Source organism: Chryseobacterium sp. S0630 (assembly GCF_024158915.1).
Taxonomy (GTDB): Bacteria; Bacteroidota; Bacteroidia; order Flavobacteriales; family Weeksellaceae; genus Chryseobacterium.
Genome location: NZ_JAMZGF010000009.1, coordinates 1 through 21,832, shown reverse-complemented (window position 1 = coordinate 21,832; position 21,832 = coordinate 1). Strand labels below are relative to the sequence as shown.

Here is a 21,832-nt window from a genome sequence, read left to right as displayed (position 1 = left end):
TTAATAAGTTTGTGTTTGGGTTACACCGAATCCGTAAATTTTACCTAGCTCTCCTTTCATGATATACTCACCATAGATATATTTCCATATTTCTTCATCATCCATTTGGGAAAGATCAACTTCTTTTCCTTCTGCTTCTATCCATTCTTTCGTATTGGTACCACCATCCGTATCGAATTCAATTTTTTTGTAGTAAATGTCTTCATCTCCAAGATATACTCTGGTTCCATTTTGAATCAAATCCTCTTTTACGAAATCTCTAATTTTTGCCATCTCTTTATCAGCATGATGTCCGAAGGCTCTTTCCATTGTTTCCAACAGTTCTTTTTTCATTGTTATGATATAACTGACAGAACTACTATTGGAGACAAAATCATTTCTAATTTTCATAATTATTAGTTTTGAAATTTTACAATCCTTTAAGATTTTTATATTTTATTCAAAATATTCTAATTCTTTATTAGTAAATATACAAAAACTCAATTAAGATGTTTCGTTTTACTTTAAAGAAATCACGCATAGGTAATTAACTGTTCCATTTCTATTTATTGAGAAAATCTGGAACTTTTTATTAGACTGTTATAGTTGAAAGATGAGAACGATTATTTTAACTTCAATGTTTTAATTTATATGTACTGGTTTAAAATCCATCCGACTTCTAGCAGATATTTAACTTCAATTATATTTCTCTCTAAAAGTTGGCTATAATATAAGTCTTGAAAGATTAAATAATTTAATATGATTAGTAAGCAGCTCAATTTTGAATAGAATTAATAATTTTATAAGTAAAGAAGATTTTTATTTTCATGAATATTGAATAAATGATTGATTTTCAATTATTTAATTTTATTCAAGAGACTCAAGAGGGGTATAAGGGGTTCGACAGGACTCTCTCTCATCCCGCAGAGTAGGAAAAGTAAATTTTTCAAAACCACACAAAAATCTATTAAAAAGCTGTAATTTAATTAATTACAGCTTTTTTTATGCTTTTTATATGTGCATAATTTTTAAAATTGCTTATAATTATTCTGGCAGAATCGTGGCAGTTTAAATACGATCAAAAAACTGCCATAGAATTGAGTTCAAATGTCTGTAGATGAACTGGTTAAGGTAGTTAACGACTTGACTTTATGGTAATTTAATTCGAATTTTAATAATCCAAAATTTTCGAATTATGTTAGAAAAAAGTTTAGGCGTTTCTTTTTTTTTAAAGACGCCTTGGAAAAAAGGTGATAGTTTCCGATTTGTGTATCTAAGAGTTACAGTTGATGGCGTACCAAAAGAAATCTCGACAAAAAGAAAGTGGGATAGCCAGCGATGGAATCAGAATGTTGAGAGAGCAATAGGTAACAAGGAAGATGCCAGATCTTTAAATCAATATTTAGATTCAATTATTCTAAGAATCAGTAATTTTAGAACAGAATTGATAACTAATGGAAAATCCATTACTACAAAGGCTATTATTGATTTTATTCAGGGAAATACAATAGCTAAAACAACTGTACTGCAAGAATTTCAAAAACATAATGACGAGATGTTAGCTTTAGTTGAAGTTGGTGACTATGCTAAAGGAACACATGATCGTTATTTAACGGCAAGATCCCATGTGAAGGATTTTATTTTACATCACTATGAATGTGACGATATTGAATTCCGTGACTTAAACTATAGTTTTATCATCAATTATGAATTTTACCTTAAAACAACAAGAAAGTGTTCTAATAATACAACACTGAAATATATTGCAAATTTTAAAAAAATAGTTTTGCGTGCCATAGCCAAGGAAATTATAACGAAAGATCCATTTAAACTGTTTAAATCTCAAAAAACAAAACTTGATAAAAAACCTTTAACTAGTAAAGAGTTAAGCAAAATTGAGAATAAAGTTTTTTCAACAGACAGATTAAATACTATTAGAGATATTTTCGTATTTCAATGTTATACCGGTCTTGCATATATTGATGTAAAACAACTTAGGAAAACTGATATTAAAGATGGAATTGATGGATCGATGTGGATTATTTCTAAACGTCAGAAAACTAAATCTCGAACAGATATCCCGTTGCTTGAAAAAGCAGTCTTACTTATAAATAAGTATAGAAAGCATCCTTTTTGTTTAGAAACTAATTTAGTCCTTCCTGTAAAATCAAATCAAAAAATGAACGAATACCTAAAAGAAATTGCTTCGATTTGTGAAATTGAGGGAGATTTAAATACCCATAGAGCACGCAGAACATTTGGTAGCACAGTGACCTTGAAAAATGGTGTTCCAATTCATGTTGTAAAGGAAATGATGGGGCATCATTCAGTTACACAAACTGAAGATTATGCGATTACAACCCAAGAAATGATCAATAGAGAAATGCAAATTTTAAAAGAGAAACTTAAGACTGAAAAAATATAGGGAGCTAATGCCTAAACGAAAGAGAGCTTAATGATTAAAGCTCTCTTTTTTATTTGCTGAAATTCAATATCCGAATTCGTCAAGTGAATTAGTCAAGATTGCATCCGTATATAACTTCTCACTTTTGGATGATAGGAAGGATAGTAGGTGATGTAACCGATTGCCTGTAGTTCTTTAAAATATTTATGATACGTGGGTAAAGTTAGGATGTGTGATTTCTTCATAAGTATACTTCTGCTGACTCTAATGGTTTTTGTTTCATGCTGATCTATACCTAATTGCATAATTGCCATTAGAAGAACAAGATGCCAGACATTGAGTCTTTCGTCTTCCGAAATTCTTTTCAAAAATATTTTCCAATACTTATCCATTATCATTCTGTTTTAAATAATAGTTCTAAATCATTTCTGTTATAGTAATAAGATCCCAGTATTTTTTTATACCTGATTTTTTCACCGATACGAAGATTTTGCAAGGTTGCAGGTGAGATTGCAAGTAATTTCCGAATTTCCTTACTTCTAAGCCAATCCCATTTATTTTCATTTTTATCTAAGTTCTTTCTGTTTTCTACAAATACTTTCTGTAATTCGTCAAACAGTTCCTTCTTAAATTCACTTAAATCATCTTTTGTTAAATATTCCATGTTATTGATATTATTCAATAAAATTATTTCTAACAGTTCGTAAATACAGGATATTTCACTTTCAAGGGTACTTTGGCTTCTTCTGTCTTATTGTTTAGTTGAAAAGTTTACATTTTTCATAATCAACCGGTAAAAAGGCAGCTAAGGTATTGTTGACAGCCATTCCTATTGTCAGCAAAAGACTACGGCATAAACGGTTTCCTCCCTAAAGGTTCCCTCCAATTATTCCGTTTCCTTTTGCTCTTGTTCATTGCCAACACTTCATATCTGCTTTCTTTTTTCCGGTTTTCTTTTGAAAAATATTCAGCGAAGCCCTGAGAGGCTTGGGAGATTGGAAAAGAGAAGAAGTGATTTTAATGTATAATCAAAAAAAACAGTTATGAACATTATCGGAAGACTGACAAGAGATGCGGAAGTCCGTACTCTGTCAAACAAAAAACAAGTAGTCAATTTCTCTATTGCTACCAATGACAATTATCGCAACAAACAAGGCGAGCGAATCGAACAGACAACTTTCTTTGACTGCTCCTATTGGATTTCTTCAAAAGTAGCTGAGCTGCTTACGAAAGGGACATTAGTAGAGCTAATTGGAAGAGTTTACACAAGAGCATGGATTGGAAAAGATGGAGAAGCAAACGCAGGTCTGAACTTCCATACATCACAAATTAAATTACACAGTAGTCATAAAAGAACTGAAGGCAAGTCTACATCCGTCAACAAGAAAAATGATAAGGAAATCGGTCAACCTAAATCCAACGAAAGTGATAAGGATGATGACCTTCCATTTTAAGTCAATCAAAACAATTTTATAACATTAAATAACAATATCATGGCACATAATTTAAATTTCAACAACCGAACAGGAAAATATTCATTTTTCAGCGTAAAAGAAAAAGTATGGCACAACTTAGGGCAGATTGTACAAGAACATCCGACAAGTGAAGAAGCCATTAAATTTGCGGGGCTTGACTACGAGGTAGAAAAATCTCCTCTATTTACGAAAGGTACAGAGCTAGTAGAATCTCAAGATGGACTAAAATTGAGTGATTCCGAATTGGAAGTTCCAAACTATTTTGCCAATATCCGCACTGATAATAATACTGTATTAGGTGTAGTTGGTAAAGATTATCATATTGTACAAAACCTTGAAGCATTTTCTTTCTTCGATTCTATTGTAGGAGGTGGTAATGGTATTCTGTATGAGACTGCGGGAGCATTGGGAAATGGAGAGCGAATTTTTATAACAGCTAAACTTCCCGACTATATCCGTGTCGGAAACGGGGACGACATCACAGAAAAATACATTTTTTTGACGACCTCACATGATGGAAGCGGAAGCATTACCGCCGCATTTACACCCATTCGTATTGTTTGCCAAAATACTTTAAATGCGTCATTAAGAAATATGAGTAACGTCGTACGAATAAGACATACATCAGGCGCAAAACAACGTTTGGAAGATGCTCACAAAGTCATGGGGTTAGCAAATAAACTAAGTACTCAATTAGAGGAAACTTTTAATTATTGGGCAAAAATTAAGATTGGTGACGCTGAAATGAAAAAATTAATTCAATTAGCACTTTACCCCAATAAAGAAACTTTAAACCATCTGCAGAAAGGAAATGCTGAAGAATTGTCTACGGTTTTTAAAAACACGGTGGAGGATGCATTTGCCTATGCAATGATGAGTGATGCCCAACAAATGGAAACCACGAAAGGAACTTTATTCGGTGCTTACAATGCAGTGACAGGTTTCTATCAGAATGTAAAAACCTACAAAGATGACGAAGCCAAATTACAATCCATAGTTATGGGCGGAACAGCTCAAATGAAGTCTCAAAAAGCGTTTGAGCTTTGTGAAAACGTTGCTCATTTTGGAGTAGACATTTTAAAAATGAACTGAAAATAATTTAGTAATTAAAAACATGCGGTAAATGCAAGTCTCCACCGTATAGGAGCATATCAAATGAAATTCAAAATTGTTAATGAAATAAAATTAAGTTATTCACGAAAAGGTAATTCCGACATAGTAATCAGTAATTCATATGATGCGGCAGAGGTATTTCGACAACATTTTGATTCTGATGAAATAGATTATAGAGAATCTTTTTTCGCTTTATATTTAAATCAGAGTAATAAGGTTTTAGGAATCAGAAAGATTTCTGAATCCGGAATTTCTTCAACTATAGTGGATGTTCGGATAATTATGCAAACAGCCCTTCTCTGTAATGCTTCTTCTATAATTGTAGCACATAATCATCCATCTGGAAATTTAAAACCCTCTAATGAAGATTTAAAAATTACAAAGAATATAAAAAATGCATCCGAATTCTTAAATATTAAATTACTAGATCATTGCATTTTAACATCGACAGATTATCTGTCTTTTGCTGATAACGGATATTTGTAAATTTCTAACTAATAAAATAAACGACAATATTGAATTGTCGTTTATTTAAAATTTTCGGCGAAAAGACAATTCCTTCCTGTGGTCGGAAACGTCTTTTCGCAAGTCATTAAGAGTAACCCTATTGATAAAAATTTTTTCACTTAAATTTTTTCAAAAAGGTTACAGTTATTTCGAGAGGCTACTTCTTATAGCCTGTAATGTGAAGAAAAATTAAAGGTTATTTCTAATAAAATAGCCTAATACATTATATTTTACATTATACAGTTTCTGCGTTTTGAGGACTAAACTGTATGCTCAGCTTTTGCTCATTTCCCATATTGTCTGAAATCCAAATGTCAAAACTTTGAGATACTGTTGATTCAGAAGTATAATATAACCTAAATTCCTTTTCAGCCAGGAGATATGAATCGTTGGGTAAAAAATGAGGTTCATTGAATAAACGTAATGTACCCTTTCCATCAAACTGAAAATACCTGAAGAAATACTCAGTTTCACTATAGTTACCAACAGAAATAATGCGACATCTGATTTCCACAGTTTCTCCGTTAGCAATGTATTTTGAAACAGGCATTATCTGGACTTCAAAGGGAAAATTTTTCTGTAGCTGTAATTCATCTTCTGAACAAGATGAAAAACAAAACTCTACAACAAATAAGGTTGCTAAAACATACATAGTTGCAAAAAAATGTTTTTTGATATTGATTACATTTTTCATAATAATCTTTATTTTATAAGTTAAATCTGATTCCAAGACCAACGCCAGGTCTTATGTTTTCAAGTGAAGTATTCCATACTATTTTTGCTTTATAAAAGCCTGTTAAAACAATCCTATCCGACAGATAGGTTTCAACACTAATTTTTACACTTCCCCCATACACCCACGATGATTCATTCAAGAGTACGGCTCCGTCATAGAGTAGTGTCTCACTTTTATTAATATTCTCATATCCTCCGGTGGCGGAAAATGTAGAATTGATTAAAAAGCTTTTTGTCAGACCCGCAATCAAATTAAAACTATAACCGACTTCAAGACTGCAGTTTTCAACTGGAACATCAATAGTTTTCTACGGAATGGTCTGTCTGCTGTATTGAAATGAATAAATCGAATAGTTCCCTTTTTTTGAATAGATAATAAAATCGGTATTGACGAAATAATTTCCGGATGACTTTTTCAACAGTAATCCTGTATTGATTCCGATACTTTTTTGCTTCGGTAACATTCTTTGTGCTTTGACTATGTAAAAACATAAAAACACTGTTATTAACGATAACAAACTCTTCATGTTAGTTTAGTTTTAATTGAATATCATTGACCACTTTGGCACTGATCAAATCTGAATTTTCTATCTGAATCTTCTGATGTCGTCCGCCATCTTTTTCCATCAATTCAATCTCTACTATCTGATCTTCTAAAAGCGTAAACTGGTCCATGAGATAAAGAAATTCACCGTCGGATTGGTAGTTGACTGTAGGGTTAGGAGAATAAGTCCTGAGAGGAGATAATACCCTATCCTGAACGACAGTTCTTTTTAGATTCTTTTTGTCGGTAATTTTGAAAGTGACAAAATCAACGTCAAAAGAAACATTGCTTTTGTTTTTAATTTGAAAAATAAAATAAAACTTTCCTTCATGTACATACAGAGATTTTAACAGAAACTGAATTCCAAAACTTTTTGAACCAATGTGCTTTACTGTTCTTTTGGGAAGTTGGTACAAGGTTTTTATCAATAATTCAGTCAATGATGAAGATTCTCCCTTAAGTTCTTCAAACAGGACATCTGTAGAGTATTCTTTTTCCTGATTTCGTTGTAATTTCAGAAGGTCAATATTCAGAGTGTCTGGGTATGAACTGTAAAAAACATCAAAATTGTAAAATTTACCATCCTCAGTAATGACCGAAAAGTTTGTTTCTTCGTCGAAATCTCTTACTGAGGATTTTATTCTGAGAACATTCGCTACATCGTCCGCTTTATTGGCAATCAAATTTTCGCTTCCCAGATCCACGTATCGGATGGGAGATGGAAATAATAAATGTGTTGTTTTATTGTACGTAACTTCCATCTTGTACGGTTCCAGTTTGGCCTGAGAAAGCGATGCGAAACCTGAATTTTCCTGAGCTGCTAATCTGCAGATACCGAAGAGTATCAACAGAACCGAGAAACATATATTAAGTCGTATTTTCATTAATTTTAATTTAAAGGTTAATTATTTTTTTGAAACTAAAAGCACCTGATGCCCTGCCTTAACAGTAACTTTAGGCTGTCTTACTTTCTTTTGAAAGTATCCTGAAACTCCCTGAACCAAACCTCTGGTGAGATCGGCAGCAACCTGTTGTCCTGCCGATTGGGTCATCATAATATTGGTGCCGGAATTCTGGCTCATGTTGGATGCTATATCCTTAATAGCGGTCTGTTCTGAAGAGTAGGGAACGTAAAGCCCCAACTGCCCATCATTATCATGAATATTAATCTCGACAGGGGTTATAGTGCCTTTATATTCAATACTTGAAATTGCGAGTAACAGTCTTCCTCCCTGAAGTTTTCCTGCTGCTTTTAGTACAGTACCTGAAGGAATGGTTATCTTTCCAAGGAGCAAACCTTGTGTTAGTCGTAAGGGTACAACACTTTCATTTACCAATGTCATGGTTTCATGTATTACTGCATGGATACTGCTGTGATTTTGCGATACAGTATTTTCCTGTTCATTCCGTAACCCCAAAAATCGGTTATGACTGATGGATGCTGAAAACGTACTGTCTGAAGGTTCTCGATACAAACTGGATACGACGTTGCGTTTTTGAAGTTGTACTGCCGTTATTTTAACTTTGTTTTCTTCAGGCTTTGCCTCAGAGGTTTTCTTTGGTTCAGGCTCTTCCTGCTGTTTTGGCGCAGGTAGATATTTTGCAGCCATCTGATAAGACTTTTCCATCAATTCTAACTGATCATTAATTCCTACAGTACTTGGAACTGCATCCTTATGTGAAATTTCATTCTTAAGCCTGTTAATTTCCCTTTTTAATTGGGTAACCTCATGGTCGTCTTTTCTGTAAAATGAGCTTAATGTTTGTTGTGCATTACGGTAGCTGTTTAAAGCATTCTGATCTGCGTTCGTATTGTTATAAGATTCTGGAGATAGAGCGGTCAGCTGATTCGAGCCGTTTGATTCACTCCAATAATCTGAGAGGCTTGTCATAGCATTTCTTTTTTCTTCATTTTTCTGCTCCAACAATTCTAGCTCATACGCCTTCTGCTTATCTGCTTGTAATTTGTCATCCGCGGCTTGTGGTACTTCAGCATTTAAACCTACCTCTTGATTAGTTGTTTTATCATCTTTTGGTTTAAAAATCAGATACAAGGATCCCATACAAGCAATGAACATTAAAAAGTAAATGATCGGCTTTTTAAATTTTTCCCACCTTGGCTTACGATCCAAAGGTTCATTTTCGTCTGAGGAATGTATACTTCCTTCAGTGATTCTGATTTGACTTGTCTCTTTCATGGGGATGTTTTATGGGGTGAATAATTAGCTGGCTTTTCAAGCGGCTGATGTTGCATCTTTATCTTCTTTGGAATGTTATTGATATGTCCAACTGAAAGAATGGTTCGACTTTTTGAATCTTTTGACCATAGATGAATAACCGTTAAAATCGTCATTATCGCATACCCTGAAAAAAATATCTTGGTCAAAGAGCGTTGTCGTTTGGTAGGTAAAGATTTCCATTTCCGTTCTGCTTTTTTAACGAATTCCTCTATTTTTAATCTTAATTTTTTCATATAGCTGTTTTTATCGGTTAACAGTTTCAACATCTTTGTTCTCAATGACATTGAATTTTTCAATCGTAAACCCCTGAGGGTTGCTGTCTGACCTCACGGAATTGACCAGTTGACAATTCGTTACAAGATTTCGGATCGTTAAATTACTTGCGCGGATAATGAATTGCTTCCCATAAGTTTTTACAGCATAGGGATAGTTGTTAAAATCTGCTACTACACTGTCAATTTCAACTCGCTGTTGAATATTTCCGCTGATGATCCTGTTGTAATACCCTTTCTCAGAGAGATCCTTATAGTAATTGAATGCAGATTGGTCGGCCATATTAAAAGCTCTTTTTACATTGCTCTCAATAGCACTTTTATCAGGAGCTACTGTAAAAAAGAGTTCGTGAAAACGTCTTACATGTTCTCTGGCTTCTACAGGTCTGTTGATAGACATATCCTGGGATAGGGCAACCATCAGTGATTTACCATTGTCAAGGACATATATCTTTTGTCTTTGTTCTTCCGCAAAACTGTACGATTTGTACACAACAATGCCGACAACTCCAAAACAAAGGATGGCAAAAACAAAGGTGAACAATCTGATTTGCTTAAAACTGTTCTCTATATTTCTTAAGGTTTTAAATTCCATTTTTTTGTTTTTTTGATTATTTAAGGAGTTGTCCTGAAATATTACCTGCCGCTGCGCCAGCAGTAGCACCCGCAACATTTCCTGACTTTTGTGTCATCTGGGTAACATTACGCATAAAGTTTCCGGCTCCGCCCGCCTGAATGATCCAGCCTGTAACGGTAGGCACAGTGAAATAGCCAATGATTCCAATGATCATGTAGATAATGTAGACCGTATTGGAAGTATCTGGAATAAAGTTAGGATCTGCCAGCATTTCAATATCCCTTTCTATAATAAGGGATTGAATCTTTGCCAGGATAGCACTGAACATATCAGCCACCGGTAACCATAAGTACACACTGATGTATCTGGTCAGCCATTGGGTAAGCGTAGACTGAAAACCATCCCAAACCGATATGGCAAATGCAATAGGACCAAGGATCGAAAGCACAATGAGAAAGAAAGTTCTGATTGTATCAATCACCAATGCCGCTGCCTGAAAGAGTATTTCCAGAAACTCTCTGAAACCGTCTCTGATATCTTTTTTAATGGCAAACATTTCCCGCTCTATATACATTCCCGACATCGTCACCAAATCAGAAGGTGACCATCCTAGTTCTTCCAATTTTTTGTCAAATTCTTCATCAGAAATGAGATAGGCCATTTCAGGATTTCGAAGCATAGCCTCCCTTTCCAGCAGATCTTTTTTCTGCTGGAGTTCATTAAGATCTAATACCTGACCCTCCAGCATGGAGTGGCTGCCTTGAACGACCGGACTTAATACTCCGTTGATGCTGCCCAAGACAATTGTTGAAAAGAACATAATGCAGATTCCGATGGCAAATGGTCTGAGCATAGGAAAGAGATCAATCGGTTCGGCACGGCTTAATGCCTGCCAAACCTTTACAGCCAAATAAAATAATGCTCCTAGCCCTGCAACTCCTTTTGCTACTGCTGCCATGTCAGCACACATCGGCATCATCTCTTCATACACGGAACGAAGCACCTCATGTAAATTAGTAGGTTCCATCTTACCAGTATTTTTGATTAACAGTACCATACAGGTTGAGAACTCTCTGCGTATTGTTCTGCTTTTTGGCTCTCAGATAACTGACAGAGATATTCTTATTGGTGTAATATCTTACCAGATTGTGATAATCTTTCACCTCTTTATATACTCTGTCAATAATTTCCATTCTTTCCTTATCATTCAATGATAGATTGGTAGAAGTGACAATCTGCTTAAGTTCTTTAAGCAGTTCAGTGCTTTCGTTCAATAGTGTTGAATAACCGTTAGCGATAGCGGTCAACTCCTGAGCATTGAAATTGGGATCATTCAGCATCTTTCCGAAATTATTGACATACATTTCGGAAACATCACCCACCAATAAAACAGTCTGCTGAACTTTACGGGCATCTTTTACTAAATTGTTTACTGCTTTCAGTTTGTCATAATATTCCTTACCCTGCTCATAAACCTTTTTAACTTCATTGAAGTTCTTAACTACATTCGAAACAGTCGATGAGGTCTGTACAATTTCATTGGCGGAGTTGAGTATTCCTGAAGCCAGATTAGCCGGATCAGTAACCACAAATTGCGCTTTTGCAAATGATGTTATAGCTAATACAATAACCATAACTGTTGTAATGATTGAATTTTTCATTGTTTTAAAATTTTAATGATTTAAGTTTCTTTTGTATTCGATTTGATTCTCTTAAGAGAAATCCTCTTGATGGCATGCTCTACACTGCCATCAAGTTCAGAAGCCAATTGCATGACTTCCATTTTCTCCGTTTCTTCTGTGGTATAGGCCAAATATTCTTCTGTGGAGACTTCCGTGGCATATACAGCAGAGTGCGTTCCTCCTAATCCGATCCAGACTTCTTTATACAGTCTTTTCGGATCATTATTCATATTGATGGAAAGAACCTGTGCTTTTTCTTTGTCTGTAAGACCCAGCATAGACTGAATATCATCAAACTTGTTCATGTATTTCCGCTGATCCAAAAGGATCTTACAGTCTGAATTGTTGATGATGCTTTCCTTAACAATAGGAGACTGAATGATGTCATCCACCTCCTGTGTAACAACAATGGCTTCTCCAAAGAATTTTCTTACAGTTTTGAAGAGATATTTGATGTATTCAGCCATTCCTTCTTTAGCAATTGCCTTCCAGGCTTCTTCAATCAGGATCAGTTTTCTGATTCCTTTCAGTCTTCGCATTTTGTTAATGAAAACTTCCATGATGATAATGGTTACAATGGGAAAAAGGATTTTATGATCCTTGATCGCATCAATTTCAAAAACGATAAATCGCTTAGAAAGAAGATCTAATTGCTTTTCTGAATTCAATAAGAAATCATATTCTCCGCCTTTATAATAAGGCTCTAAAACATTCAGAAAGTTGGCAATATCAAAGTCTTTTTCCCTGACTTTTTTTTGCTCTAATACTTTTTGATAATCATTTTTTACATACTCGTAAAAGCCATTAAATGAAGGGAACTGTTCATTATTTTTGATTCGATCAATATAGCCGCTGACTGCATTGGATAAAGCAACTTCTTCGGAGCGGGTTGGCGGTTCATCATCTCTTTTCCATAGTGTGAGAATAAGTGTTTTGATGCTTTCCCGTTTTTCTATATCAAAAACTCCATCATCAGTATAGAATGGATTGAAAGCAATCGGATTGTCTTCTGTATAAGTAAAGTAAACTCCATCTTCAACCTTTGTTTTACCTTTGATCAGTTCGCATAACCCCTGATAGGAATTTCCGGTGTCGACTAACAGAACATGGGCTCCCTGCTCATAATACTGCCTCACCATATGGTTGGTGAAAAAAGACTTCCCACTCCCCGAAGGTCCCAAAATGAACTTGTTTCGATTGGTAATGATTCCCTGTTTCATCGGAAGATCTGAAATATCCAGATGGATAGGTTTTCCCGTCAATCGGTCTGCCATCTTTATCCCAAAAGGTGAAGGGGAATCCTGATAATTGGTTTCTTCAGTGAAAAAACATAAGGCAGGTTCTATAAACGTGTAGAAACTTTCTTCACTCGGAAAATCTCCTGCGTTCCCGGGAATTCCTGCCCAGTATAATGTGGCAGTATCTGTTGTATTATGCCGTGGCTTACATTCCATAAGTGCCAAAGCACTTCCTGTGTCATTTTTAAGTTGTTTCAATTCATGGGGATAGTCAGACCACGACATCACATTAAAATGAGCACGGATGGATTGTAATCCAAAAGAATGAGCTTCGTTGAGGTATTTCTCAATCCATTCTTTATTGATCTGATTGGCTCTGCTGTACCTTGCCAGTGAATGCATATTTCTGGCGGATTTTTCAAACTTGTTCAGATTATCATCACTGTTATCAATAAACAGATATTGATTGTAGATGTGATTGCAGCTGAGTAGCAGCCCAACCGGAGATGCAAATGAGAGTAAGCAGTCACTTCTGTCGGTACTTAACTTTTCGTATCTGCTGTGCGAAGAAACTGTACCCGGAAGATCATCCGTATCCGAAAGAGTGTGCATGCTGATGCGGTTGTTACCAATACGCATTTCTTCTGCTGCTAAGTTGAGGTCTTGGAGAGGTGGATTAATTTCTCTCGACAGAGTCAGATACTGTTCTAACAATCCCGATTGTTTTGCTGTTCCCGTAATTTCATCAGCGGTCATTTTTTCAAGAAAAACATACCCACTGTCATTCATAATCCTTTCAAACTGATCAACCGCTTCCATGAATCTGCTGATCACTTCTTTATCCCTGATCTCTTTTGGAATCAAAACTCCTTTACAAAGTGATGAGAAATTACTCTGCGCTCTCATCCTTTCCTTTGTTGTTTTGGTAAGAAACAGATAGCAATAATGATTCAGGAAAGGTCTTTCGTTAAAGTGCCTTTCAAAAGACTTGGATAGAAAACTTTGATCGTCATTAGATAAATCGGGACGGTAATTTTCCTTGATAAACCAATCCTGTTTGTGAACGATGCTGTAATCAGGTAATGTCTTTATGGCTTTAAACCAAGCCGAATGGATAGCTTCATACTCAGCTGACGCTACCGTAAACAGTTCCGGAAGCCTTACCTTGAAACAAACCGTAACATCAGCATCTTTTGAAATAATGCAGTTCTCTTCTACACCTAGCAGTGGAAATCTGCTTTCCAGCGTTGTCGCTTTGGATTGATTTCTCATGCTGTAGCTTTTTTAGAGTGTACCTTGATATACCTGAAAATGGATTTTCGGCTGATGATGTACCTTGGATGCTTCTTTTTTGCTCCCAATTTCATTAATCCATGTTCTCCATACTTTCTGTTGAGAGAAAAGGTCTTCCAAATGAGAAGACCAGAAGTAGTTCCTCCAAGAAGTAAGCAGATATAGGTATTGACACCAGCCATATACATGATCATGATAAATACAAGTATTCCCAATAATCCTCCTGCAAAAATGAACAGGTACTGTGCTTTCAATCCTTTGAACTCAACCGTTCTTCCTATTCCCTTGTTGATATGATAGGTATTCATCATCAATGATTTTAAAGGAAGAATGAACGTAGGATGGTAGCTGCAACTATTAAAAAAATACAAGCTCCAAACCAGCTGGCAGCAGTTTTACTGGTATCAGGGTCACCACTGCTGAATTTGTTGTAAACCTTGACCCCGCCAATTAAGCCGACCACCGCACCAATGGCATAAATCAGTTTCGTTGCAGGGTCAAAATAGGAAGTAACCATTTGAGTTGCTTCATTGATTCCGGCAGAACCATTTCCCTGAGCATTCGTACTCAATCCGATTAACAGAAGCAATGCTGTTAACACGATTTTTTTTCTTTGTCTTTTCATAATGAATAGATTTTTATGATTATGAAAACCCGTGCTTTAAGGGTTCTGAGACAAAGGTGTTTGATATAGAAATGCTTTTTAAATATCTTGTACTATGGGGAATTGTTTGTCGTTGAAAGACTTTTTTGACTAAAAAATTCTATATTAGTATTTGCTTTTTAATTTTAAAGTACAGGAATAAATGTCAAATGATTTAGTTGCTTATTCGAGAGCAGGTGATGTTTTCCATTACAGATGGGCTGCACGCCGTTGTTTATCACTAATACATCCAAATCCTTCTTTAAGATCTATAGTAATAGAAGGATCTGAAGAAAATGAAAAAGAAGGAGAGTATGCTATCGACGTTTCCGAGTACTATAAAGAAGAGAATGATCTCAAGATTATTAAATATTATCAACTTAAGCATACGACACAGCAAAAAGATAGCCCTTTTGTTCTTAGTGATTTACAAAGTACTATAGAACAGTTTGCAAAGAGATTTTCTCAGCATTTAAAAGAAAAAGATGTTACCCGTTTCTCTTTCCATATTGTAACAAATAGACCAGTAGACAGTTTTTTCAAACAAAACATATTCTCTTTAGCAACAAATAACACTGTTAATAAGAGATTTTTAAAGACTATTGAAAAATATACAGGGTTAAATTCCGAAAATCTATCTCATTTCTGCTCGATATTAGAATTTCAAGATGGAGAAGGGGATTATAATTTTCAAAAAAATGAGTTACAATGGGAAATGTCACAGCTTTTTGCTGGAGCTATAGATACTGCTCAAGTTGAAAGTGTTGTTGCTCTTGTACAAGAAAGAGTACTGCCCCATTCGAATGGAATTATTAATCGTGAAGATATTTTAAAACGATTTCACATTTTTTCTGAAAAAGTATTATTTCCAGCGCCAGCAAGGTGGGAAAATATTGAAACTATTATTGAACGAGAGGAGCATAATAGCCTTATTACAGAAATTCAAAATTCCTCACATCCAATAATTTTACATGCGCCTGGAGGTGTGGGTAAATCTGTTTTTTGTAAAAAACTTGTTGAGTCAATATCTTCTAGTTCATTGGCAATAGCTTATGACTGTTTTGGAGCTGGGAGCTATAGAAATCGAAGCGAACCTAGACATAGGCATCGTGATGGGCTAGTTCAAATAATAAATGAATTAGCAATAAAAGGACTTTGTGAGACACTTGTCGTTCAAGAAAATTCACTTGAAAGTAGTATAATGATGAATTTTCTATTGAGGGTTAGACAAGCAGTAAAAAAATTGAAAGAAATTGATGATTCTGCAATATTATATATATTAATAGATGCTGCTGATAATGCTGAAATGGCGGCAAAGGAGTACAATAATCCTTGTTTTGCTAGCGAATTACTGAGAGAAGAAATACCTGAAGGATGTAAGCTTGTTTTATTATGTCGAACTGAACGAATAGAAATGTTAAGACCTTCATCTATCATCTGTCAGTTACAGCTTAAACCCTTTTCGAAAGAGGAAACAATATTAAATTTAAAAAGATGGTTTCCAACTGCGAGTCATAAGGATGGAGTTGAGTTTCACCGCCTGACAAGTGGAAATCCCCGAGTTCAGGCTAATGCTTTGGCAATTGGTGCCTCATGCGTCTCTGATTTACTAAGTCAATTAGGTCCAGGTGGAAAAACGGTTGAAGATCAAATAGAATTTCAATTGAACAACGCAGTTGCAAAAATAAAAGATTTGTTATCTGATTCGTATCAGACACAAATACAAGCAATATGCATAGGATTAGCAAGTTTACCTCCTTATATTCCTATAAAAATTTTAGCTATAGCGGCTGGCGTAAGTGTAGATGCAATCAAAAGCTTTATTTCAGATATGGGTCGCTCTTTGTGGCTCTATGATGAATCTGTGCAATTTCGTGATGAGCCTACTGAAACTTGGTTTAGAAAAACATTTTTTGCAAAGAAGGAAAAATTCGAGACATACATTAATTTATTAGAACCATTAGCAATTCGCTATCCTTATGTTTCAGAAGTGTTACCCCATTTTTATTTACACGCAGAAAAATATAAAGAGCTTATACAACTTTCTTTGTCTGAAGACTATTTGCCAGAAGACAATCCAATTGATGCAAGAAATGTCAAGGTATATCGATTACAATTTGCCTTTCGTGCAAGCTTGCGTGCTAAAAACTATAATGATGCAATCAAAATTGCCATTAGAGCGGGAGAAGAGATGGCAGGCAATCAGAGACAGCTTGATCTTTTTAAAACCAATATAGATCTGCTAATTGCTTTGCAAGAAAAACAGAAAGTTCAGGATATTGCATTTAAAAGAGTACTAAAAGGAGAATGGAATGGTTCTGAAAATATTTATACAGCTTCGTTACTTTCAGGAATTGAAGAGTATAAAGGAGAAGCGAGAGGATATTTACGAGCTGCCATAAATTGGCTGCAAATCTATTACGAGGATATAGATAATAATGAGCATCATATTCGTCAAAATCTGGTTACCTCAAACGATTTTTTAGAAATAGCTTATTCATCATTCAATATCAATGGTGTTAAAGAATGTGTTGCGTTTATTGATCGTTTAACTGATAAAAACTATGCTTTCGTTATTATCAAAGACCTAATTAAAAGATTGGTTGATATAGGTAATTTTAAGGATATTAACAGCTTTCTAGAACATTGTACAAGAGAACCTTACTATATGGTTGCAATAGTTGATGAACTTTTAAAAGTTGGAGTTTTTCCAGAAAAAAAATATCTTGAAAATTGTATTATCCTTTTATCCGCCTCAAAATATCGAATAAAAAAACTAGATCAATTTCATAGAAATACAAGGTTAACGTCTTCGATTATATCCTTTGTTGAGGCTTGTGTTTACCATAACTTTGAAGCTTGTGTACTTCTTAGAATATTAAGGCATTATGTTCCCGAAAGAGCCTCTTCTTTGGTTCATAGTGACCATCAATCAACAGAAAGAACTATTTACCTTAGAACATTAGCGATTAGAAGTTTTTTTACCGGAAGGTCAGAAGTTGATTTTGAGTCAATATTACCAAAGAATTTGATTGATAAAAATAAAAAGAATTATAAGCAAAGCAATGAGGTCAAGGATTTTAAACAAGTTATTTTGGGATTACTACCATGGTATCTTGTTAGAATAAAGATTATTGGTTCGATCGATATAAATTTTTTGGCGGAAGTTACTAATGTAAAAGAAGAATCAATAAAAGCTCGATCAGGCAGATATAAATCTTATGATACACTACCTAACGAAATTGCGTTTGTGCAGTCAGAGATAATTATACTATCTAGAAATTTGAATTATGATAATATAAAGCATTTTTATGAAAATTATATAAAAGATAATAATAGTTTATGGATTCCTGATGAACTCGCAATAGTTAGAACAGCATTCAGAGTTTCTCATCTTGCATTCATTAAAGAGGATCTCGAACAAAAGTTTTATACTCGAATTAAAACTATGGCTGATGATGATCCTACGCAAAAAGGTGAGAGATTTATCGGTCTAGCAAGAGCTGTGTTGAGTTCGGCTCCCGAAGATGCATCCATATATTTTGAAGAGGCTTTAGCTATTTTGTCGAAATTTGGAGATGAGGTTGCCTTGAGATGGGAAGGGATAAGTTCATTATCTAAACATGGATGTTTATCACATAATGTTTCTGATAGACTAGCTTACAGGTTTATTCGTTGTGCTGAAGTGGTCGGAGATTATGGTGGTAATGATCTTATAGATAGAGGTAAGGCAATTGCGATTTGTACGAGAATGTCTAGTGGTGTGGGTATAGCAGCAGTAAGCAGATGGCGCGATAGAAGTATTGGTAGATTTGATTATCAGCTAAAAGCTCTCTTATATGAACTTTTAAAGAGTGATAAAATATCTCCATCTACGGCATGGGCAATGTCGAGGCTCTTTTCAGACAATAAATTTGAAAACTTACTTTCTTTATGTCTAAATAAAGAAAAGGAAGAGAAAATTAAAAATGAAATTTTTGCAGATGCTGTAAATCTGCTCCAGATTGGCGGAGTAGAACTTGAATATTATAGAATAATTAAACAATTAGCTAAAGACTCAAATATCAATGATTCAGCTTTAAATCATATATTACTTTTTGTTGAAAAAACTAGAGCAGATAGTAAATCAAAACAATCCGTTGAAAGTATTGTTCCGAAATCACATAAAAATATCAATGATATAAAATGGACTGATCTATTTCAAGATGTAGATTTACTAATCGGTGAAAATTTTGAAAAATGTTTACAATTATTTAGAATAAAAAGAAAACGTACATTTTCAAATATTGAAGATTTTTGGGTTGAGGTTTTTAAAAGGTTAGATAGTAAGGATTATTTTAAATTTATTGACGTAGTTTTTATTTCTACTCTAAATCGCTATGAGATTAGTTTCTTTTTCAAGTTACTCCTTGATATTTGGAAAGACAAGATAAGTTTTAAGAAAAAATGGCCAATCATTCTGAAAAGGATTGGTGAAAAATATGCACATGAGCTCACTAATAAATATTCATTTAATATACTTATTGAGGAATTGAATTTAAATGAACAAGATGTTGATATTCTTAAGAAAGGTATGTTTGATGGCTTGGCAAGTGGATATGAGTTTTCTAATGCTGAAATGTTCTTTGGTTTTATAAGCGTTGCAAGTCCTGTTATTGATCCTAATGATGCGTTAGAATTAACTGACTATGCATTAAAAAGATGTGAAATTCACATAGAAAAAGATTTTGGTGATGGTGAATGGGCAGAGTGGTTAAAGACTTCCGATTCTATTAATAATCAAATTGCTGGTTTTATTTGGTCTGTTCTTGGTTCTCCTCGATCAAATGAACGTTGGAATGCCGTTCATACCATTAGAATGTTAGGTAAATTGAATTGTTCCGACATTCTCGATGATTTAATTAAATGGTTGGAATTTGGGAAAACAGGAGCTTTTGGACATTATAAATTTCATTTCTATGAACTTCATGCGAAAATGTACCTTTTAATTGCTTTTGCAAAGGTTTCTAAAGAAAATGAAGAAATATTAAGATCGTACAAGGATTTGTTTGTAAAAATCAATGAAGAAGAGCAGCATATACTCATTCAAAAATTTGCCGCAGAAATAGTTTTCAATATGTCATCCAATAAGAATGATAACTTTGATCAATATGTTCGCCAGCTAGATATATTCAAAAAAAGTAATTTACCAATGTTAACTTTGGCATATAATGAGACCGTAAATAGCTACTGGCATATAAACAATGAAGTTAATACTGAACATGGATTCCATTTCGGGCTTGACATAGGTGATTATTGGTTCAAATACTTGGGGGAAGCATTTGGGATCTCTATTAAACAAGTCGAAGATTTGGCGGCTGAAGTTATCATTAATGAATGGGGGTTGGGGAAACTAAATGGATATATGAATGATCCTAGACATATTCTATGGGATAGATCCTATGGTGAAAGAGAAACCTGGTATAGCAAAACAGATTATCCAAGATCAGACGATGCAAACTTCTATTTATCTTATCATTCAATGATGGTAGTTGCTTCAAAATTACTCAAGGAAATGCCTCTTATAGCTAAAGGGGATTGGAATGATGGATTTGAATATTGGTTAGATAGATATCTTTTAACCTGCGAAGATGGTCTGTGGTTATCAGATTTTCGTGATCCTGTACCTCTTTCCCGCCCCAAGTGGATGTTTAAGGATGACGACGATAATTGGAGATTTAAAATTTCAGAACAATATTTTTATGATACTTTAATATCAGATTCTTTAAGTGATGATATTTGGATTAATATTGAAGGTGGTTGGGAAGAAAAAAAACGCGATAAAACTGAAAGTGTTCATATAAGATCAGCATTGGTTTCTAAGGAAAGTTCTTCAGCATTAATGAATGCTTTGCAAACATGTATTGACCCCTATGATTACAAACTTCCACATTATAAAGAGGGAAATGTTGAAATTTACTCAAATAAATTTAAATTAAATGGTTGGATCAAAGATTCGTACTCTTCTAAAAGATTTGACGAGTATGATCCTTATGCTGATAATATTGATTATCCTCCATATGAAATAGGAGAAGAAATTATTAACACGTTACATTTAAATTCAAATGAAACTGCGAAGGAATGGTATTCACCATCTTCTGATCAACCTTCAATGACTTGTAAGATTTGGAGTAGTCATCGAAATCGATTAGATGAAAATCCCGATCAATCAGGTAAATGCTTAAGCGCATCATTAAGTTTTTTAAGAGATGTGTGCACAACTCTCGATTGCGATTTTATTATTGAAGTCGAGATTAAAAGAGATGTTACCTACAAGTATCGTCAACACGATGACGATTATCAACATATAAGACCAAAACAACAATTATTTTTATTATCATCAGATGGAAGACTTAGAACTACAGAGAAAAATTATAAACTTGGGTAAACTTTTTGTAAAAGAACTTAAGTTAGAAACAAGTGTCGATACTTTATCTCGATGGATGGCTCACTATATAGCTGAAAAAATTATTGCTGCTGAAGAATCCGCTGGCTTAGAGAAACAAGATGCAGAGAAAGAATGTTTTGAGGCTATTTTAGAATTATGGAAACATAGGAATTCTCTTCCTTATGAAAGAAGACCTTTTATAAAATTTGAAAATATACTTGAAACGTTAACGGAGCTAGATCCGGAAAGAGAAAAGCCTTATTTCTTTAGCCTAATGAGAAATCCAGAGACAGTCGAAGTCACAAATGAGAACTTTGACTATTATTCAGTAGAAGAATGCCTTAATATGATTAAAGAAATTGATAAAACAGCTAAAATATGGATTGAATATTTATTACAAAATGCTGCAAAAAATGTTATAGATGAAAAAGTTATAGAATGGCTTAAAAATGCAGTTCATCTTCCTGATAATACCGATGCAGTTATAATTAGTACTATACTAGATAAGAATCCCCAGTTTTATGATGATGAGCATAATGAAGAATTTTTAAAAAATTATGAAATCCAAAGGCTGCAAAAAAGAATAACAGAATTAAAAAAGTTTGAAGAGATAAATAGGTTTTTGTGGTAGTATCTCACTAACTGTGTAAGTTAAAAAGTTATTCTGGAAAATTTTGAGCCCTTATAGCTCAAAAAATTTTAC

Annotated in this window: 21 protein-coding genes; 6 read left to right on the top strand and 15 right to left on the bottom strand. The window is 34.3% G+C overall.

The features are described from left to right. Complete coding sequence (locus tag NK356_RS06115; protein WP_253316475.1) at positions 1-390, bottom strand: hypothetical protein; 390 nt, start codon at positions 388-390, stop codon at positions 1-3. Between the two features lie 784 nt (positions 391-1,174). Here NK356_RS06115 and NK356_RS06110 point away from each other — a divergent pair. Continuing rightward, entirely contained in the window at positions 1,175-2,404 is a 1,230-nt protein-coding gene (locus NK356_RS06110; protein ID WP_253316474.1) for a site-specific integrase, read from the top strand. Between the two features lie 92 nt (positions 2,405-2,496). On the opposite strand, the gene NK356_RS06105 is transcribed toward NK356_RS06110, so the two are convergent. Together NK356_RS06105 and NK356_RS06100 are read right to left on the bottom strand one after the other, a co-directional pair. Then, positions 2,497-2,775 (bottom strand): hypothetical protein, encoded by a 279-nt coding sequence (locus NK356_RS06105; protein ID WP_253316473.1) that lies wholly within the window; start codon positions 2,773-2,775, stop codon positions 2,497-2,499. A 2-nt stretch (positions 2,776-2,777) separates the two neighbouring features. Beyond that, complete coding sequence (locus NK356_RS06100; RefSeq protein WP_253316472.1) at positions 2,778-3,047, bottom strand: helix-turn-helix domain-containing protein; 270 nt, start codon at positions 3,045-3,047, stop codon at positions 2,778-2,780. Between the two features lie 379 nt (positions 3,048-3,426). On the opposite strand from NK356_RS06100, the gene NK356_RS06095 reads away from it, so the two are divergent. From NK356_RS06095 to NK356_RS06085, 3 genes are all read left to right on the top strand, one after another. Then, positions 3,427-3,837: a single-stranded DNA-binding protein gene (locus tag NK356_RS06095; protein ID WP_253316471.1), complete on the top strand. Its 411-nt coding sequence runs from the start codon at positions 3,427-3,429 to the stop codon at positions 3,835-3,837. Positions 3,838-3,876: 39 nt separating this feature from the next. Beyond that, positions 3,877-4,950 (top strand): DUF932 domain-containing protein, encoded by a 1,074-nt coding sequence (locus NK356_RS06090; RefSeq protein WP_253316470.1) that lies wholly within the window; start codon positions 3,877-3,879, stop codon positions 4,948-4,950. Between the two features lie 63 nt (positions 4,951-5,013). Further along, complete coding sequence (locus NK356_RS06085) at positions 5,014-5,457, top strand: RadC family protein (RefSeq protein WP_253316469.1); 444 nt, start codon at positions 5,014-5,016, stop codon at positions 5,455-5,457. A 256-nt stretch (positions 5,458-5,713) separates the two neighbouring features. On the opposite strand, the gene NK356_RS06080 is transcribed toward NK356_RS06085, so the two are convergent. The 12 genes from NK356_RS06080 to NK356_RS06025 all read right to left on the bottom strand — a co-directional run bounded on the left by NK356_RS06080 (position 5,714) and on the right by NK356_RS06025 (position 14,684). Then, a complete protein-coding gene (locus tag NK356_RS06080) occupies positions 5,714-6,172 on the bottom strand; it encodes a DUF3872 domain-containing protein (RefSeq protein ID WP_253316468.1) in 459 nt (152 codons plus the stop codon). 13 nt (positions 6,173-6,185) lie between these two features. After that, complete coding sequence (locus NK356_RS06075) at positions 6,186-6,515, bottom strand: conjugal transfer protein TraO (protein ID WP_367399296.1); 330 nt, start codon at positions 6,513-6,515, stop codon at positions 6,186-6,188. A gap of 6 nt (positions 6,516-6,521) precedes the next feature. Continuing rightward, entirely contained in the window at positions 6,522-6,677 is a 156-nt protein-coding gene (locus NK356_RS06070; RefSeq protein WP_253316466.1) for a hypothetical protein, read from the bottom strand. 64 nt (positions 6,678-6,741) lie between these two features. Beyond that, positions 6,742-7,641, bottom strand: coding sequence for a conjugative transposon protein TraN (gene traN, locus NK356_RS06065; RefSeq protein ID WP_253316465.1), 900 nt, complete (start codon positions 7,639-7,641; stop codon positions 6,742-6,744). A gap of 21 nt (positions 7,642-7,662) precedes the next feature. Then, the gene (gene traM / locus NK356_RS06060; RefSeq protein WP_253316464.1) at positions 7,663-8,955 is read right to left on the bottom strand and encodes a conjugative transposon protein TraM; all 1,293 of its coding nucleotides are present in this window, start codon (positions 8,953-8,955) and stop codon (positions 7,663-7,665) included. Further along, positions 8,952-9,230, bottom strand: coding sequence for a hypothetical protein (locus NK356_RS06055; RefSeq protein WP_253316463.1), 279 nt, complete (start codon positions 9,228-9,230; stop codon positions 8,952-8,954). Before NK356_RS06055 ends, traM begins: the two co-directional genes overlap by 4 nt. A 10-nt stretch (positions 9,231-9,240) precedes the next feature. Further along, complete coding sequence (gene traK / locus NK356_RS06050; RefSeq protein WP_115929551.1) at positions 9,241-9,864, bottom strand: conjugative transposon protein TraK; 624 nt, start codon at positions 9,862-9,864, stop codon at positions 9,241-9,243. A gap of 16 nt (positions 9,865-9,880) precedes the next feature. After that, on the bottom strand, positions 9,881-10,873 hold the full coding sequence (traJ, locus tag NK356_RS06045; protein ID WP_253316462.1) for a conjugative transposon protein TraJ: 993 nt from the start codon (positions 10,871-10,873) through the stop codon (positions 9,881-9,883). Position 10,874: 1 nt separating this feature from the next. Further along, positions 10,875-11,507, bottom strand: coding sequence for a DUF4141 domain-containing protein (locus NK356_RS06040; RefSeq protein ID WP_227942496.1), 633 nt, complete (start codon positions 11,505-11,507; stop codon positions 10,875-10,877). Positions 11,508-11,527: 20 nt separating this feature from the next. Continuing rightward, entirely contained in the window at positions 11,528-14,038 is a 2,511-nt protein-coding gene (locus tag NK356_RS06035; RefSeq protein WP_253316461.1) for a TraG family conjugative transposon ATPase, read from the bottom strand. After that, complete coding sequence (locus tag NK356_RS06030) at positions 14,035-14,367, bottom strand: DUF4133 domain-containing protein (protein WP_159478902.1); 333 nt, start codon at positions 14,365-14,367, stop codon at positions 14,035-14,037. Before NK356_RS06030 ends, NK356_RS06035 begins: the two co-directional genes overlap by 4 nt. 11 nt (positions 14,368-14,378) lie before the next feature. Further along, positions 14,379-14,684: a DUF4134 domain-containing protein gene (locus NK356_RS06025; protein ID WP_159478904.1), complete on the bottom strand. Its 306-nt coding sequence runs from the start codon at positions 14,682-14,684 to the stop codon at positions 14,379-14,381. A gap of 181 nt (positions 14,685-14,865) precedes the next feature. Here NK356_RS06025 and NK356_RS06020 point away from each other — a divergent pair, with 181 nt between their 5' ends. After that, positions 14,866-21,129 (top strand): hypothetical protein, encoded by a 6,264-nt coding sequence (locus tag NK356_RS06020; RefSeq protein WP_253316460.1) that lies wholly within the window; start codon positions 14,866-14,868, stop codon positions 21,127-21,129. Continuing rightward, complete coding sequence (locus tag NK356_RS06015; RefSeq protein ID WP_253316459.1) at positions 21,086-21,760, top strand: hypothetical protein; 675 nt, start codon at positions 21,086-21,088, stop codon at positions 21,758-21,760. Before NK356_RS06020 ends, NK356_RS06015 begins: the two co-directional genes overlap by 44 nt. The last annotated feature ends 72 nt before the right edge of the window (positions 21,761-21,832 follow it).

Excerpts from the sequence above, each read along its gene's own strand:
- traK (WP_115929551.1), bottom strand. The coding sequence starts at position 9,864 with ATGGAATTTAAAACCTTAAGAAATATAGAGAACAGTTTTAAGCAAATC.
- traN (WP_253316465.1), bottom strand. The coding sequence starts at position 7,641 with ATGAAAATACGACTTAATATATGTTTCTCGGTTCTGTTGATACTCTTC.
- NK356_RS06080 (WP_253316468.1), bottom strand. The coding sequence starts at position 6,172 with ATGAAAAATGTAATCAATATCAAAAAACATTTTTTTGCAACTATGTAT.
- NK356_RS06035 (WP_253316461.1), bottom strand. The coding sequence starts at position 14,038 with ATGAGAAATCAATCCAAAGCGACAACGCTGGAAAGCAGATTTCCACTG.
- NK356_RS06090 (WP_253316470.1), top strand. The coding sequence starts at position 3,877 with ATGGCACATAATTTAAATTTCAACAACCGAACAGGAAAATATTCATTT.
- NK356_RS06025 (WP_159478904.1), bottom strand. The coding sequence starts at position 14,684 with ATGAAAAGACAAAGAAAAAAAATCGTGTTAACAGCATTGCTTCTGTTA.
- NK356_RS06070 (WP_253316466.1), bottom strand. The coding sequence starts at position 6,677 with ATGTTACCGAAGCAAAAAAGTATCGGAATCAATACAGGATTACTGTTG.
- traJ (WP_253316462.1), bottom strand. The coding sequence starts at position 10,873 with ATGGAACCTACTAATTTACATGAGGTGCTTCGTTCCGTGTATGAAGAG.
- NK356_RS06030 (WP_159478902.1), bottom strand. The coding sequence starts at position 14,367 with ATGAATACCTATCATATCAACAAGGGAATAGGAAGAACGGTTGAGTTC.
- NK356_RS06055 (WP_253316463.1), bottom strand. The coding sequence starts at position 9,230 with ATGAAAAAATTAAGATTAAAAATAGAGGAATTCGTTAAAAAAGCAGAA.
- NK356_RS06020 (WP_253316460.1), top strand. The coding sequence starts at position 14,866 with ATGTCAAATGATTTAGTTGCTTATTCGAGAGCAGGTGATGTTTTCCAT.
- NK356_RS06015 (WP_253316459.1), top strand. The coding sequence starts at position 21,086 with ATGGAAGACTTAGAACTACAGAGAAAAATTATAAACTTGGGTAAACTT.
- traM (WP_253316464.1), bottom strand. The coding sequence starts at position 8,955 with ATGAAAGAGACAAGTCAAATCAGAATCACTGAAGGAAGTATACATTCC.
- NK356_RS06110 (WP_253316474.1), top strand. The coding sequence starts at position 1,175 with ATGTTAGAAAAAAGTTTAGGCGTTTCTTTTTTTTTAAAGACGCCTTGG.
- NK356_RS06095 (WP_253316471.1), top strand. The coding sequence starts at position 3,427 with ATGAACATTATCGGAAGACTGACAAGAGATGCGGAAGTCCGTACTCTG.
- NK356_RS06105 (WP_253316473.1), bottom strand. The coding sequence starts at position 2,775 with ATGGATAAGTATTGGAAAATATTTTTGAAAAGAATTTCGGAAGACGAA.
- NK356_RS06040 (WP_227942496.1), bottom strand. The coding sequence starts at position 11,507 with ATGAAAAATTCAATCATTACAACAGTTATGGTTATTGTATTAGCTATA.
- NK356_RS06100 (WP_253316472.1), bottom strand. The coding sequence starts at position 3,047 with ATGGAATATTTAACAAAAGATGATTTAAGTGAATTTAAGAAGGAACTG.
- NK356_RS06115 (WP_253316475.1), bottom strand. The coding sequence starts at position 390 with ATGAAAATTAGAAATGATTTTGTCTCCAATAGTAGTTCTGTCAGTTAT.
- NK356_RS06085 (WP_253316469.1), top strand. The coding sequence starts at position 5,014 with ATGAAATTCAAAATTGTTAATGAAATAAAATTAAGTTATTCACGAAAA.